The sequence below is a fragment of the Actinocatenispora thailandica genome (assembly GCF_016865425.1).
GTDB lineage: Bacteria > Actinomycetota > Actinomycetes > Mycobacteriales > Micromonosporaceae > Actinocatenispora > Actinocatenispora thailandica.
This window is the reverse complement of the sequence record NZ_AP023355.1, coordinates 4,783,953-4,796,320: the sequence shown is the minus strand read 5'-3', so window position 1 is coordinate 4,796,320 and position 12,368 is coordinate 4,783,953. Positions and strand designations below refer to the sequence as shown.

17 protein-coding genes are annotated in these 12,368 nt (G+C 73.2%); 12 read left to right on the top strand and 5 right to left on the bottom strand.

Annotated elements, in window-relative coordinates:
* The first annotated feature begins 2 nt into the window (after nucleotides 1–2).
* Nucleotides 3–386: a thiol-disulfide oxidoreductase DCC family protein gene (locus Athai_RS21345; RefSeq protein WP_203963145.1), complete on the top strand. Its 384-nt coding sequence runs from the start codon at nucleotides 3–5 to the stop codon at nucleotides 384–386.
* 91 nt (nucleotides 387–477) lie between these two features.
* Here the strand turns inward: Athai_RS21345 and Athai_RS21340 are convergent, their stop codons facing one another.
* Both Athai_RS21340 and Athai_RS21335 read right to left on the bottom strand, forming a co-directional pair.
* On the bottom strand, nucleotides 478–1,380 hold the full coding sequence (locus Athai_RS21340) for an MFS transporter permease (RefSeq protein WP_203963144.1): 903 nt from the start codon (nucleotides 1,378–1,380) through the stop codon (nucleotides 478–480).
* Nucleotides 1,377–1,874, bottom strand: a complete 498-nt coding sequence (locus tag Athai_RS21335) for a hypothetical protein (RefSeq protein WP_203963143.1) — start codon at nucleotides 1,872–1,874, stop codon at nucleotides 1,377–1,379. Before Athai_RS21335 ends, Athai_RS21340 begins: the two co-directional genes overlap by 4 nt.
* 261 nt (nucleotides 1,875–2,135) lie before the next feature.
* Between Athai_RS21335 and Athai_RS21330 the strand changes: the two genes are divergently transcribed.
* The 8 genes from Athai_RS21330 (at nucleotide 2,136) to Athai_RS21295 (ending at nucleotide 7,795) form a co-directional block, all read left to right on the top strand.
* Nucleotides 2,136–2,915 carry a DUF695 domain-containing protein gene (locus Athai_RS21330; protein WP_203963142.1) on the top strand — a complete coding sequence of 260 codons (780 nt, stop codon included), beginning with the start codon at nucleotides 2,136–2,138 and terminating at the stop codon, nucleotides 2,913–2,915.
* 187 nt (nucleotides 2,916–3,102) lie between these two features.
* A complete protein-coding gene (locus Athai_RS21325) occupies nucleotides 3,103–3,621 on the top strand; it encodes a hypothetical protein (RefSeq protein ID WP_203963141.1) in 519 nt (172 codons plus the stop codon).
* Nucleotides 3,622–3,667: 46 nt separating this feature from the next.
* Nucleotides 3,668–4,315, top strand: coding sequence for a TrmH family RNA methyltransferase (locus tag Athai_RS21320; protein WP_420829796.1), 648 nt, complete (start codon nucleotides 3,668–3,670; stop codon nucleotides 4,313–4,315).
* 23 nt (nucleotides 4,316–4,338) lie between these two features.
* Nucleotides 4,339–4,989 carry a DUF6758 family protein gene (locus tag Athai_RS21315; RefSeq protein ID WP_338028151.1) on the top strand — a complete coding sequence of 217 codons (651 nt, stop codon included), beginning with the start codon at nucleotides 4,339–4,341 and terminating at the stop codon, nucleotides 4,987–4,989.
* A gap of 237 nt (nucleotides 4,990–5,226) precedes the next feature.
* Nucleotides 5,227–5,385, top strand: a complete 159-nt coding sequence (locus Athai_RS21310; RefSeq protein ID WP_169745903.1) for a hypothetical protein — start codon at nucleotides 5,227–5,229, stop codon at nucleotides 5,383–5,385.
* Nucleotides 5,386–5,393: 8 nt separating this feature from the next.
* The gene (locus Athai_RS21305; RefSeq protein ID WP_203963139.1) at nucleotides 5,394–6,185 is read left to right on the top strand and encodes a PH domain-containing protein; all 792 of its coding nucleotides are present in this window, start codon (nucleotides 5,394–5,396) and stop codon (nucleotides 6,183–6,185) included.
* A 72-nt stretch (nucleotides 6,186–6,257) separates the two neighbouring features.
* The gene (locus Athai_RS21300; RefSeq protein ID WP_203963138.1) at nucleotides 6,258–7,136 is read left to right on the top strand and encodes a PHP domain-containing protein; all 879 of its coding nucleotides are present in this window, start codon (nucleotides 6,258–6,260) and stop codon (nucleotides 7,134–7,136) included.
* 50 nt (nucleotides 7,137–7,186) lie between these two features.
* Entirely contained in the window at nucleotides 7,187–7,795 is a 609-nt protein-coding gene (locus Athai_RS21295; RefSeq protein WP_203963137.1) for a MarC family protein, read from the top strand.
* 51 nt (nucleotides 7,796–7,846) lie between these two features.
* Here Athai_RS21295 and Athai_RS21290 read toward each other — a convergent pair whose 3' ends face one another.
* Nucleotides 7,847–8,431, bottom strand: coding sequence for a TetR family transcriptional regulator (locus tag Athai_RS21290; RefSeq protein WP_203963136.1), 585 nt, complete (start codon nucleotides 8,429–8,431; stop codon nucleotides 7,847–7,849).
* A 105-nt stretch (nucleotides 8,432–8,536) separates the two neighbouring features.
* On the opposite strand from Athai_RS21290, the gene Athai_RS21285 reads away from it, so the two are divergent.
* A complete protein-coding gene (locus Athai_RS21285; RefSeq protein WP_203963135.1) occupies nucleotides 8,537–8,803 on the top strand; it encodes a putative antibiotic biosynthesis monooxygenase in 267 nt (88 codons plus the stop codon).
* Nucleotides 8,804–8,969: 166 nt separating this feature from the next.
* On the opposite strand, the gene Athai_RS21280 is transcribed toward Athai_RS21285, so the two are convergent.
* Entirely contained in the window at nucleotides 8,970–9,314 is a 345-nt protein-coding gene (locus Athai_RS21280; protein ID WP_203963134.1) for a DUF6191 domain-containing protein, read from the bottom strand.
* 198 nt (nucleotides 9,315–9,512) lie between these two features.
* Between Athai_RS21280 and Athai_RS21275 the strand changes: the two genes are divergently transcribed.
* Both Athai_RS21275 and Athai_RS21270 read left to right on the top strand, forming a co-directional pair.
* Nucleotides 9,513–10,421 (top strand): RecB family exonuclease, encoded by a 909-nt coding sequence (locus Athai_RS21275; protein WP_203963133.1) that lies wholly within the window; start codon nucleotides 9,513–9,515, stop codon nucleotides 10,419–10,421.
* 123 nt (nucleotides 10,422–10,544) lie between these two features.
* Nucleotides 10,545–11,759, top strand: coding sequence for an MFS transporter (locus tag Athai_RS21270; RefSeq protein ID WP_203963132.1), 1,215 nt, complete (start codon nucleotides 10,545–10,547; stop codon nucleotides 11,757–11,759).
* Here Athai_RS21270 and Athai_RS21265 read toward each other — a convergent pair.
* Nucleotides 11,689–12,336 (bottom strand): TetR family transcriptional regulator, encoded by a 648-nt coding sequence (locus Athai_RS21265; RefSeq protein ID WP_203963131.1) that lies wholly within the window; start codon nucleotides 12,334–12,336, stop codon nucleotides 11,689–11,691. The genes Athai_RS21270 and Athai_RS21265 overlap by 71 nt on opposite strands.
* Between the last annotated feature and the right edge of the window lie 32 nt (nucleotides 12,337–12,368).

Here is a 12,368-nt window from a genome sequence, read left to right as displayed (position 1 = left end):
GTATGACCGGCGAGCGCCCCACGTTCCTGTTCGACGGTGACTGCGCGTTCTGCTCGCGCTGCGCGGGCTTCGTCGAGCGGCACATCCCGACCCGGGCCGCGGTGCTGCCCTGGCAGCGGGCCGACCTCGACGCGCTCGGCGTCAGCCAGCAGCAGGCCGACGCGGCCGTCCAGTGGATCGACCCGGCCGGCGTCGCGGCCGGACCGGACGCGATCGCCCGGCTGCTGCGCGATGCCGGATCGTTCTGGCGGCCGCTGGGTGTGGCGCTCGGCGCGCCGCCGGTGCGCTGGCTGGCCTGGCCGGCGTACCGGTGGGTCGCCCGGCACCGTGACCTGATGCCCGGCGGTACCGCGGCCTGCGCGCTCCCCGCCGCCGACCGGCACTGACCCGGCGAGCTGCCGGCCCAGCCGACCGGCACTGTCAGCGGGCTTGCTGCCGGTCCAGCCGACCGGCACTGTCAGCGGGCTTGCTGCCGGCCTAGATCGTGTCGCCGACGGGCGACGGCTCGGCCGGCTCGGTGCTCGCCGGGTCCGGTCGCCGGTCGGCCAGCCGCCGCACCCAGCGCACCGGCCGTACCCGCTCCAGCGGCAGGAAGCTCGTCATCGCGATCAGGTGCGGCACGAAGCTGATCGTCACCGCGGCGAACACCATCAGGTGGAACGCGTACATCAGCGCGACCTGCAGGTGGTACCAGCGGCCGCGGAGCAGGAACACGATCGGCGTGGTCAGCTCGAACGCGACGATCAGGAACTGCACCACGACCAGCAGGTGCGGTACGTGCGTGGACCACTCGACGAGTTCGGTGCCGCGGCGCAGCACCGCCCGGGCCATGGTGGCCCCGGTGAGCCACTCCAGCCCGCCGAACCGGAACTTCGCCCAGGACGACAGGAAGTAGGTGGCGACCACGGCGAGCTGGGTGCACCGCAGGGCCCAGCCGGCCTTCTCCGACCGGGTCGGGTCGCCGTGCCGTGCCGCGCCGACCGTGGGCAGTACGGCGAGCGCCACCAGCAGGTCGAACCGGTCGTGGTCGACCTTGCCGTAGCTCATCGCGATGAGCATCCACTCCAGGTAGAGGGCGAAGACCAGCCAGCCGAGCAGCCGCGGCGCGCGGCCGGTGGCGGCCACCAGGGTGGTGCCGAGCAGCACCCAGAACAGCACCGTGACGAGCAGGTGGCCGGGCGTCGGCAGCGGCAGCAGCCGGCCGATCAGCAGCGGTTGGTAGAGCGTGCCGGGCACGTCGGCGTGCAGCCGCACCCACGGCGTGAAGAGCACCAGGTCGGCGGCCACGAACAGGTACACGACGGTGCGGAACGCAGCGATCCGGCCGAGCGGTACCGGGCTGGTGAACCAGCGCCCGAGCGCCCGGAGCGATGCGGTCACCGGGCCCGCCAGGTGGCCTCGGTGCGTTCGGTGTAGGAGCCGGTGGGCCGGCCGTCACGCAACGCGAGCAGCCGCACCACCACGTCGATGCGGACCAGCCGCGGCGCGCCCGGCTGCCGCCGGTGGTACGCGGTGGCGATCGCGCCGAGCAGCTCCGGGTGCCGCCGGATGCGGGGCAGCTGCCCTTCCAGCTCGGCTCGGCGGAACCCGGTCTGCTCGTCGGTGAGGCGCAGCTGCCGGCCGGCCGCGTCGACCGCGTGCAGCCGGGTGTCGTGCACCGGCGCGTTCAGCTTGTCGGCCGTCGCGTACATCCGGAACGGGCCGAACGGGAAGTCGTCGTCCTGCCCGGCGAGCGTGCCGACCAGCAGCAGCGCCGCGCCGGCGAGCGCGACCGCCACCCGGATCCAGCGGCCGCGCGGGGCCAGCCGCCGGACCGGGGGATCGTCCGGTACCTCGTCGTCGGCGCCGGCCCGAGTGATGGTCTGCCCCTGCATGCGCAGAGTCTGGCATGCCGCCCGGCTCCGGTGGGATGCCCCTGGTGCGCGGTCCGGTGCTGGTACCCGCCGGGTCTCGACCGGAGCACCACCGCCCGCGGTCCCGCCAGGTCGGACGGGTGTCGTGCCGGCCGGGCGGGTGGCCGGCCGGTACGGCAGACTTGCCGGCGGTGGCCGGGAACCGGTCGCCGCGTCGGCGGGCCAGGACCACGATGGTTCCGGGCCCGGGTACCGAACCGTGAGCCCGAGGGAGTCGCCGCCGTGCCGCTGTTCCGCCGCAACAAGCCGAGCTGGGAGCCGGACTGGCAGACCTTCCCGGGCCGGGTGCCGGCGTCCGCGGACCGGCCGGAGGCCGACGCGATGCTGCACGCCGACCTCGCCGCGGTGGCCGCCGCGCCGGTCGCGGAGCTGCCGGTCCGGCTGACCGTGCGGGTCGCGTTCGGCGCCACCCGCCCGGACGGCTCGCCGGCGGCCGGTGCCGCGCACCAGCTGTACGTGTTCGAGGACAAGCTGGCCGCCGAGGTGGCCAAGCGGGCGGACGGGCAGTACGTGGGCCGGGTGATCAGCGACGGCGAGTGCACGTTCGTGTTCCAGCTGCCGGCCGAACCGGGGGAGTTGAGGCTGCCGGCCGGTCCCGAACTGCCGACCGGTCCGGCGGTACCGGTGCAGCACGCCGAGGCGGACCCGGACTGGAGCTACGTGCGGGCCGTGTTCAGCAAGGACCCGGCGGCCGAGCAGCGCAGCTACAACCGTCCGCTGGTGGCGGCGCTGGTGGCACGCGGCGACCGGGTCGAGGTGCCGCGGCCGATCGAGCACTCGGCGCACTTCGCCGACCAGGCCGGTGCCGGTGCGACCGGCAAGGAGCTGGGTGCGCTCGGCTACCGCGTCACGGCGAGCACCGACCCGGAGGGCGGTGTCACCCTCACCGCGGTACGGGCCGCCCCGCTCACCGCCATCGACGAGGTGTCGGTGCAGGTGCAGGCGGTCGTGCTGGCGCACGGCGGGGACTACGACGGTTGGGGCAGCGACCTGGTCCGCTGACCTACCGCAGGAACGTCCGACGTACCGTCGCCGATCCGACACTCGACGTGGCGGCATCCGGCCCAGACGGCCCCGTCACCGGACATTCCGGCTCTATCCTGGGAGGTTGTTGGCGGACCTCGGCGGCGCAGCCGGCCACGAGGCTCCCCGACGGTCTCTCAGCAGGAGCCGAGGGTGCGGAGGCAGCATGACCAGTCAGACGCAGCACCGTGACGTCACCGACTTCAACCCGCACGAGTGGCAGCTGCTCGTCGAGCTGCCGGAGCGGGTGGTGATCGCGGCGACCTCCGCCGAGGCGGACGGGATGCGCCGCACGATCGACGAGGGACTCGCCGGCGACCGCGCCATCGAGTCGGGCCGGCACTCGGACAGCCCGCTGGTGCGCCGGGTCGCCGCCGAACTGTGGACCGACGACGACACCGAGGCGCCCCAGCCGGCCGCGGTCGAGTTCAACGACCGGGCCCGTGGCGTCGCCGACGTGCTCGCCGCCTGCCGCCGGGCGGCCGGGGTGCTCGCCGCCAAGGCCGCGCCGGCCGACGCCGCGGCATACCGGGACTGGGTCGTCGCGATCGCCGACCGGGTCTGTGCCGCGGCGCGGTCCGGTGGGTTCCTCGGCTTCGGCGGGGAGGCGGTCTCGGCGGCCGAGCGGCGGTTCCTGGCCGACCTGAGCGCCGCCTTCGGCGATCCGTTCGAGCCGCCCCGCTGACCCGGCGCACGGCGTCGCGGCATCGGCGGCGCCGTATCGTCGGATCGTGCACGACGAACAGGACAGCGGCGTCGGGGTGGGCCCGTGGGCGGGCCCGTGGCCGGACGACCCGCGGCTCGATCCGGAGCTGCTGGCCGGCGGTGACCGCCGCAACGTGGTCGACCGCTATCGCTACTGGCGGCGCGAGGCGATCGTGGCCGATCTGGACACCCACCGGCACGACTTCCACGTGGCGGTGGAGAACTGGCAGCACGACTTCAACATCGGCACCGTGGTGCGCACCGCGAACGCGTTCCTGGCCCGCGAGGTGCACATCGTCGGTCGGCGCCGGTGGAACCGGCGCGGCGCCATGGTGACCGACCGGTACCAGCACGTGCGTTACCACCCGGGCATCGACGAGTTGCTGGCGTATGCGGCGGACACCGGCCTGACCCTGGTCGGGATCGACAACCTGCCCGGGTCGGTGGCGCTGGAGTCGGTGGCGTTGCCGCGGCGCAGCCTGCTGCTGTTCGGGCAGGAGGGCCCCGGGTTGTCCGAGCCGGCCCGGCGGTCGGCGAGCCTGGTCTGCTCGATCGCCCAGTACGGCTCGACCAGGTCGATCAACGCCGGCGTGGCGAGCGGCATCGCCATGCATGCCTGGATCCGGCAGCACGCGGCCCGGCCCGCCGAGCCGGCTCCGGTGGTGTCGACTTGACGCGGCCGGGGTAGTCGATCACCGTGAGTGGGGTGAGTGCGGCGAGGTGCCCACGATGCGGACGGCCGGTCCACCGGTCGGACGCCGGGCACGGCGAGTGGGTCTGTTCGCGGCACGGCCCGGTGCCGCCGTTGCAGATCCCGGACCGGGTCGGCCCGGCCGAGGTGGACGCGGTGCGTGCCGGCGGCCGGGTGCCGCTGTGGTGCCCGTGGCCGCCGCTGCCGGACTGGGTGCTCACCGGCGTCGGCTGGGCCGGTGGCGCGCCCGCCGACGCGGTGGCCACGGTGACGGCCTGCTCGGGCCCGGCGCCGCTGGGCGGCCCCGCCGACGTCGTCCTGGTGGCCGAGGAGCCGGGTGTCGGGCTGGGCTGCTGGTTCGCCGGCATCGGGGGTACCGATCCGGGCCCGGTGCTGGCCGCGGCGGTGTCCGCGGGCGTCGCGCACGCGAAGATCGTCGCCGGCGGCCATCCGACGCCGCTGTGGTCGGTGCCGTCGGTCGACGACCGCAGCGTCTACGTCGGCGAGGCGAAGGGCCTCTGGCTGTACGCGATCGCCCATCCGGCGTCGGCCGGCTACGTGCTGGCCGAGCACATCGTGCTGCACGATCTCACCGATTCCCGACCCGCGGAACTCGTGTACGGAGCGTTGTCGCCGTACCTGTCCGCGCTCCGCTGAGCAGATCCGCCCCGACCAGCGGCGTCGGCCGAATCGCCGAGGATGCCCGAACACTGTGCGTACCGGCGTGGTACGTGGCGGCGGACCATGGCCGGATCGTCGGGTACCGTGTTGGAGGGTGACGTCACACGGTGCCGGAATCGTGGCTGATTACCCTGGTGAATTCAGCGCTGGAGATTCACAGTATGGCGTCTAGCTGATACGCTCAGTAGCGATAAGTGACGTCGGGGAGGGACAATGATCAAGAAGATCCTCACCTGGGGTGGCCTGGCCTTCCTGATTTTCTTCATCGCCTACAAGCCCACTTCGGCCGCGACGGTCGCCAAGACCATCGGCGGCGGCATTGTCGACATTCTGACCGGCGTGGGTAACTTCTTCTCCAGCCTCGTGGGTTAATTTGAGGGATGCACCGCGACGAGGCCGACCGGTCGGCGGATGACGCCCGGCGCGATACCGAGCCCATCCCCGGAATGGCGCATCCCCCACGAAACCGGGCCGACGACCTGCTGGGCGACGGCGATTCGCCGCCACCCAGCGGTCCGGCCGACATTCCACCGCCGATCGAACCGACCGGCGGCTACTCCGACACCGACGACTTCGACTCGGCCACCGGGCTGCCCAACGACGGCCCGCGCCGCGTCACCTCGGTCGAGCCGGAGCCCAGCGCCTACGTGGCGCGTTACCTGTTCCCGACGGAGAAATACCGCGGGGAGTGGCGCCGGCACTGGATCCACATCATCGTCCCGATCATCGTGCTGATCGTCGCCACCTTCCTGATGGGTTTCGTCAGCAGCCTGCTGGCCCATTACAAGGCCGACATCGCAGTGACGGTCGTGGTGCTGCTGTGGGTGCTGTCGCTGATCTGGGTCGGCTGGCGGGCCTTCGACTGGTTCCAGGACAGGTTCATCCTGACCAACAAGCGGGTCATGCTGATCAACGGGCTGATCACCCGCAAGGTGGCGATGATGCCGCTGCTGCGGGTCACCGACATGAAATACCAGCAGTCCCCGCTGGGCCGGATGCTCAACTACGGCACCTTCGTGCTCGAGTCGGCGGGGCAGGACCAGGCGCTGCGCGAGGTGCCGCACCTGCCCAACCCGAACGAGCTCTACCTGCGCGTCGTCGAGGAGATGTACGAGCCGGAGGCGGTCGAGGCGAGGCTGGGGGAGTCCGAAGCGGACGGCAACGACGCCTGAGCCGGCGCGCCGTGGGTGCCGGCGCGCCGATCGGTGCCGACCGGCGCTCGGCGCACCGGCAGAATGAGCGGCATGCGCATCGACCTGCACGTGCACTCCTCGGCCAGCGACGGTACCGATTCACCGGCGGGGTTGATGAGGCTCGCCGGGCAGGTCGGGCTCGACGTGGTCGCGCTGACCGACCACGACTCGACGGCCGGCTGGGCCGAGGCCGCCGCCGCGGTCCCGGCGGGGACGACGCTGGTGCCGGGCATCGAGATCTCCGCCCGCTGGTGGGAAGGGCCGGACTCGCCGATCGGCCTGCACCTGCTCGCCTATCTGCCCGACCCGGACGAACCGGAGCTGGCCGAGGCGCTCGCCGGGGTCCGGCGCAACCGCAGTACCCGGGCGCAACGGATGGTCGACCTGCTGCGTGCCGGTGGCATCGACGTCACCTGGGACGAGGTGCTGTCCGACGCGGCCGGCGCGCCGGTCGGCCGGCCGCACCTGGCGCAGGCGCTGATCCGGCGCGGCCTGGTCGACACGGTCAGCGAGGCGTTCGCCCCGCAGTGGCTGGGCCAGCAGTTCCGGCTGCCGAAGGACGACCTGGAGGTGTTCGAGGCGCTGCGGCTGATCCGCGGCGCCGGCGGGGTGCCGGTGTTCGCGCACCCGCTCGCGCATCGTCGCGGCCGGGTGGTCCCGGATGCGGTCATCGGGCAGATGGCCGCGGCGGGGCTGGCCGGGCTGGAGGCCGACCACCCCGACCACGGCCCGGCGGAGCGGGACCACGCCCGCCGGCTGGCCGCCGACCTCGGGCTGTTCGTCACCGGCTCCAGCGACTACCACGGCAGCAACAAGCCGACCGGGATCGCGGTCGAGCTGACCAGCCCCGCCTCGTACCAGCAGATCCTCGCCCAGGCGACCGGCACCACACCGGTGGCGAGCCCGGTCACCCCGGACCGAACCGGCTGAGCACGCCGGCGTCCGGGCTGGTATCCGTGGGGGTCGGAGGAGGGGCGGGGATGGATCTGCAGCTGTTCGGCACGGCGGTGGTGACGCTGTTCGTCATCGTCGACCCACCCGGCTCGGTGCCGATCTTCCTCGCGCTGACCCGCAGCATGGACTTCCGGGCCCGCAACCGGGCCGCCTGGCAGGCGGTGTGGCTGTCGTTCGGGGTGATCGTGGCGTTCGCGGTCGCCGGCGGCCAGATCCTCAAGTACCTCGGCATCTCGCTGCCGGCGATGCAGGCCGCCGGCGGCCTGCTGTTGCTGCTGGTGGCGTTGGAGCTGCTGACCGGCAAGCAGGACGACCCGGACTCGACCGCCACCTCGAACGTGGCGCTGGTACCGCTGGGCACGCCGCTGCTCGCCGGGCCGGGCGCGATCGTGGCGTCGATCGTGTTCGTCCGGCAGGGCAGCGGCATCACCGACTACGTGGCGATCGCCGCCGCGATCGTCGCGGTGCACGCGATCATCCTCGGCTTCCTGCGCTTCTCGAACGTCATCGTCCGGGTGCTCAAGCAGGGCGGCATCGAGGTACTGACCAGGATCTCCGGTCTGCTGGTCGCCGCGATCGCGGTGCAGCTGATCGCCGATGCGATCGCGAGCTTCGTCCGCCAGTACGGCGGCTGAGCCGGCCGCGCTCCGGTACCCGACCGGGTTCGCTTCCGGTGGGCTCCGCGGTCACCCGGCGATCCGGCGCACCAGGGCGGTGAGCGCGGCGCGCCGGTCCGCCGGGCTGTCGGTGTCGGAACCGGCGGTCATCATCCGCACGATCTGCGGCACCGAGAACCACCACACGGTGAGCGCGACCACCGCGTAGAGCAGGTATGCCGGGTCCTCGCCGGCGGCGATGGTGCCGCGCGCCTGCGCCTGTGCCAGCGCCGTCACCTTGCCCGCGTAGTACCGGGTGCGGTCGGCCTCGGCGGGCACCGGCTCGTCGCCGGTCTGCAGCCCCTCCCACTGCATCAGCCGGACCAGGTGCGGATGCTCGGCGTGGTAGTCGTAGACGCGCCCGGCGTACTCGCCGAGGTCGTCGGCGAGTTCGGCGGTCAGCGGTACCGCGGCGGCGAGGCGGCCGAGTTCCTGGTCCAGCACCACGCCGAAGAACTGCTCCTTGTTGCCGAAGTACTGGTAGATGCGTTCCTTGTTGACGCCGGCCGAACTCGCGATGCGGTCCATCCGGGCGCCGACCGGACCGTACTGCGCGTACTCCTGGACCGCGGCGTCGAGCAGGAGCTGTCGGGTGCGTGCGGTGTCCCAAGCCATGCGCCGAGCATACGGCAACTCCAACTGGCCAGTTGCATTTGCGGGAGGCGTCGTGGCAAAATCCAACCAGCCAGTTGGAGATTGTGTCGACGAAGAGGAAACGTGATGATCGAGTCGCCCGCCGCCTGCTCCGCACCGCGTCCGGCACCGAGTGTTCCGTCGGTGCACCGGCGGGCGGCGCTGACCTGGATCGCCGTCTACGGCGCCATCACCACCGCGCAGTTCCTGCTGGGTGACCTGATCGGGGCGCTGCCGCTACCGCTGCGCACCCTGATCCTGACCGGACTGGTGGTGCCGCTGGTGGTGTACGTCCTGGTCCCGCGGTTGCTACGGCTCGACGCCGCGGTCGGTCGCCGGGGCGCACGCCGCTGAACCGGGCCAAGCCGGTGCCGCGCCGGCCGAGTCGCCGCCGAGCCGGGTCACGGCGGTGCCGTGCCAGGCGGGTCGGCGGTCATGCCGGTGTCGTGCTGGGCCGAGTCGGCGCCGAGGCGGTCGGGCCGGCGGGCGCCGTGTCGTTCGTTCAGCCTCGCGGTCGAGGTCAGACGGTGCCTTCGGCGGCACGTTCGGCAGCGGCGGCCCGGGCCGCCGCGATCGCCTCGGAGCTGCGCCGGCCCAGCCGGGCCGTGCCGCGGCCGGTGGCACTCGGCTCGCCGGCGCCGGCGTCCGCGCCGCGGGACCTGATCACGGCCACGCCGCGGTCCAGATCGACACCGCCCGGCGCATCGTTGCCGATGTCCTGCCGTTTGCTCTTGAGCTCCTGGATCAGCTCGGTCTGCTTGCGTTTGCCCGGCTGCAACAGGCCAGCGAGCTCACCGAGACCGGCCGCAGCCATCGCGGCCGAGGGCGAGTCGCTGTCGCCGCGCATCCACTTCAACAGACCCATGGACACCTCCGGAGGGGATCGCCGCCACCCTACTCCAACCGGACCCCGATCCGCCCCGTCAGCGTCGGTGGCCGGGCACACCGGCGCCACCGGGGTACCCGGGCGGCCCGCGTCGTATCGTCGCACCCTGCTGGCAGGATCACAGCTGTCCTGGTTTGTGCCGGCCGGCAGGCGGCCGGCCGGTGGTGAGGGGTGCTGATGGCAGAGCAGGTGCGACGCCGGCCGGCGGTGCCGGAGCAGCTGGCGCTCGGCGGGATGCCGGCGAAGCTGTTCGTGTGCACGCCGAGCAAGCTCGGTGCGTACGAGGACTGTCCGCGCCGCTACCGCTACCAGTACGTGGAACGGCCGCAGCCGCAGAAGGGGCCGCCGTGGGCGCACAACTCGCTCGGCGCCAGCGTGCACACCGCGCTGAAGAACTGGTACGCGCTGGCCGCCGAGGCGCGCACCGTCGAGGCGTTGCCCCGGCTGCTGCGGGCCACCTGGGTTTCCGAGGGCTACCGGGACGGCAGCCAGGAGCGCGCCGCGTTCGACGTGGCGCTGCGCTGGCTGGAGGAGTACGTCGAAACCCTCGACCCGGCCGACGAGCCGGTCGGGGTGGAGCGGGTGGTCGCCACCCGCACCGGGGTGCTCGCCTTCAACGGCCGGGTCGACCGCATCGACCGCCGCGGTGACGAACTGGTGATCGTCGATTACAAGACCGGCCGCGCGCCGTTGACCAGTGACGACGCCCGGGGCTCGCGCGCGCTCGCGCTGTACGCGTTCGCCGCCGAGCGCACCATGCACCGGCGCTGCCGCAGCGTCGAGCTGCATCACCTGCCGACCGGCTCGGTGGCCGCGCACGAGCACACCGAGGAGTCGCTGCGCCGGCACCTGAGCCGGGCCGAGGACACCGCCCGGGACATCGTCGCGGCTGAGCAGCGCCTCGCGGACGGCGAGGACGCGGACACCGCGTTCCCGACCACCCCGTCGAACCGGTGCTCCTGGTGCGACTGGCGGCGGGTCTGCCCGGCCGGGCGGGAGGTGGTGGAGCGGGAACCGTGGTCGTCGGTGCAGCGTGCGCTCGAACCGGCCGACGCGGCGAGCGAGACTGGACCCGCGGCCGGCTGAAAAGCGAGGAACTTTCGGATACGCTGCGCGGCACCGGTGTCGGGTGCGACCCGCCCCGCCACCGGTGAGCCCGATCGGCGATCGTCCGTGCCTCGGCCGGGCGGTGGCGAAACGGAGGCGGCGATGCGGCAGTCGTTCCAGTCACCGGCGGGCGCCGGCGCGTACCGGGACCCGGTGACGCGCCGCGCGGTCGGCGCGGCGTACGCGGTGCAGGGGTTGTGCTTCGCCGCGCTGCTCACCCAGGTTCCGGTGCTGCAGGACAAGTTCGCCTTCTCCGACGGTGCGCTGACCCTGCTGCTGCTCGCGGTTCCGGTGGTGGCCGGCCTGGGCAGCGTGCTGGCCGGCTTCGCCGCCGAACGGTACGGGAGCGCGCTGGTGCTGCGCGTCGCCCAACCGCTGGTCTGCCTGTCGGTTCTCGGCGCCGGCGCGGTCGGCGACCGTCTCCCGCTGTACCTGGTGCTCGCGGTGTTCGGGTTGTCGGTCGGCGCGGTCGACGCGACCATGAACATGCAGGGCGTGAGCCTGGAACGGCGGTACGGGCGGAGCATCCTCGCCTCGTTCTACGCGGTGTGGAGCGCGGCCGGCATCCTCGGCGCGCTCAGCTCGTCGGCCAACGAGCACTGGCACCAACCGCTGTGGGTCGGGTTCGGGGTGGTCGCGGCGGTCGGCATCGCCGCCTCCGCGGTGACCGGCCGGCGACTGATCCGCCGGGACGCCGAGCGGGCGCTCGCGGTCAACCCGGCCGCGGGGCCGGCCGTGCCGTGGCGGCCGATCGTGCTGATCGGCATCGGGGTCGCCCTGATGTACGTGGCGGATTCGGCGACGTCCAACTGGAGCGCGGAGTACCTGCGCCGCGGGCTGTCCTCGCCGGCCGAGTTCGCCGCCTGGGGTTACGCGGTCTACCAGGCGTGCATGGTGCTCGGCCGGCTCGGTGCCGACCAGGCGGCCCGCCGCTGGGGCCCGGTCGCCGCGGTACGCGTCGGGGTCGCGGTCGGTGTGCTCGGCCTGGCGGTGGTGGTCGCCGCGCCGGACCCGGCGGTGGGCATCATCGGGTTCGGCATCCTCGGCTTCGGGCTCAGCGTCGTGGTGCCGCAGTCGTTCTCGGCCGCCGGGCAGTACGACCCGGCCGGCACCGGCTTGGCCATCGCCCGGGTCAACCTGTTCAACTACGTGGGGTTTCTGGTCGGCGCGCCGCTGGTCGGCGCGGCCGAGCAGCTGACCACCTGGCGGATCGGCTTCGCGGTCCCGCTGGTGTTGATCGCGCTGATCATTCCGCTCGCGACGGCGTTTCGGCCGGCTCGGCGGCCGTCGGCAACGGCTGTGCCAGTCGGCGAATGACACCGGCCAGCGTCTCGCCGTAGCGCCAGCGGAACTCCGGATCGCTCGGGTCGGTGCCGAGCAGCCGGCGGGCCAGGTGCGGCATGATCACCGGCGCCATGACCATGCCGCGGATCGCGAGCAGGACGGCGGCGGGGTCGACGTCGCCGGCGAGGTCGCCGCGCTGCTGCCACGCCCGGGCGCGCGCCTCGTCGTCCTCGTCGGCGAGCACGTCGGGTGAGCCGTCGTCGCCGAGCCCGCTCCAGGCGATCAGCCTGGCCGGGCACGGCTCGGTCAGCCCGGAGGCGAGGTAGCTGAGCACCGCCTGTTCCAGCGACGTGTCCGGGCCGGCGAACTCGTTCTCGCGCTCTCGCCACCGTTCGTGCAGCGCGCGGTAGATGCCTTCCTTGCCGCCGAAGTAGTAGCTGATCAGCTGCTTGTTGACGCCGGCGCGGGCGGCGATGTCGGCGACCTTGGTGCCGGCGTACCCGTGCGCGGCGAACTCGCGCAGCGCGGCGTCGAGCAGCAGCCGCCGGGACCGCTCGGCGTCGCGTTGCCGCTCGTCGGGGTTCGGGGCGCGACGGGGACCTGCGGGCATGCCCGCCATCCTAATCCGCCACCCGGGTCAGT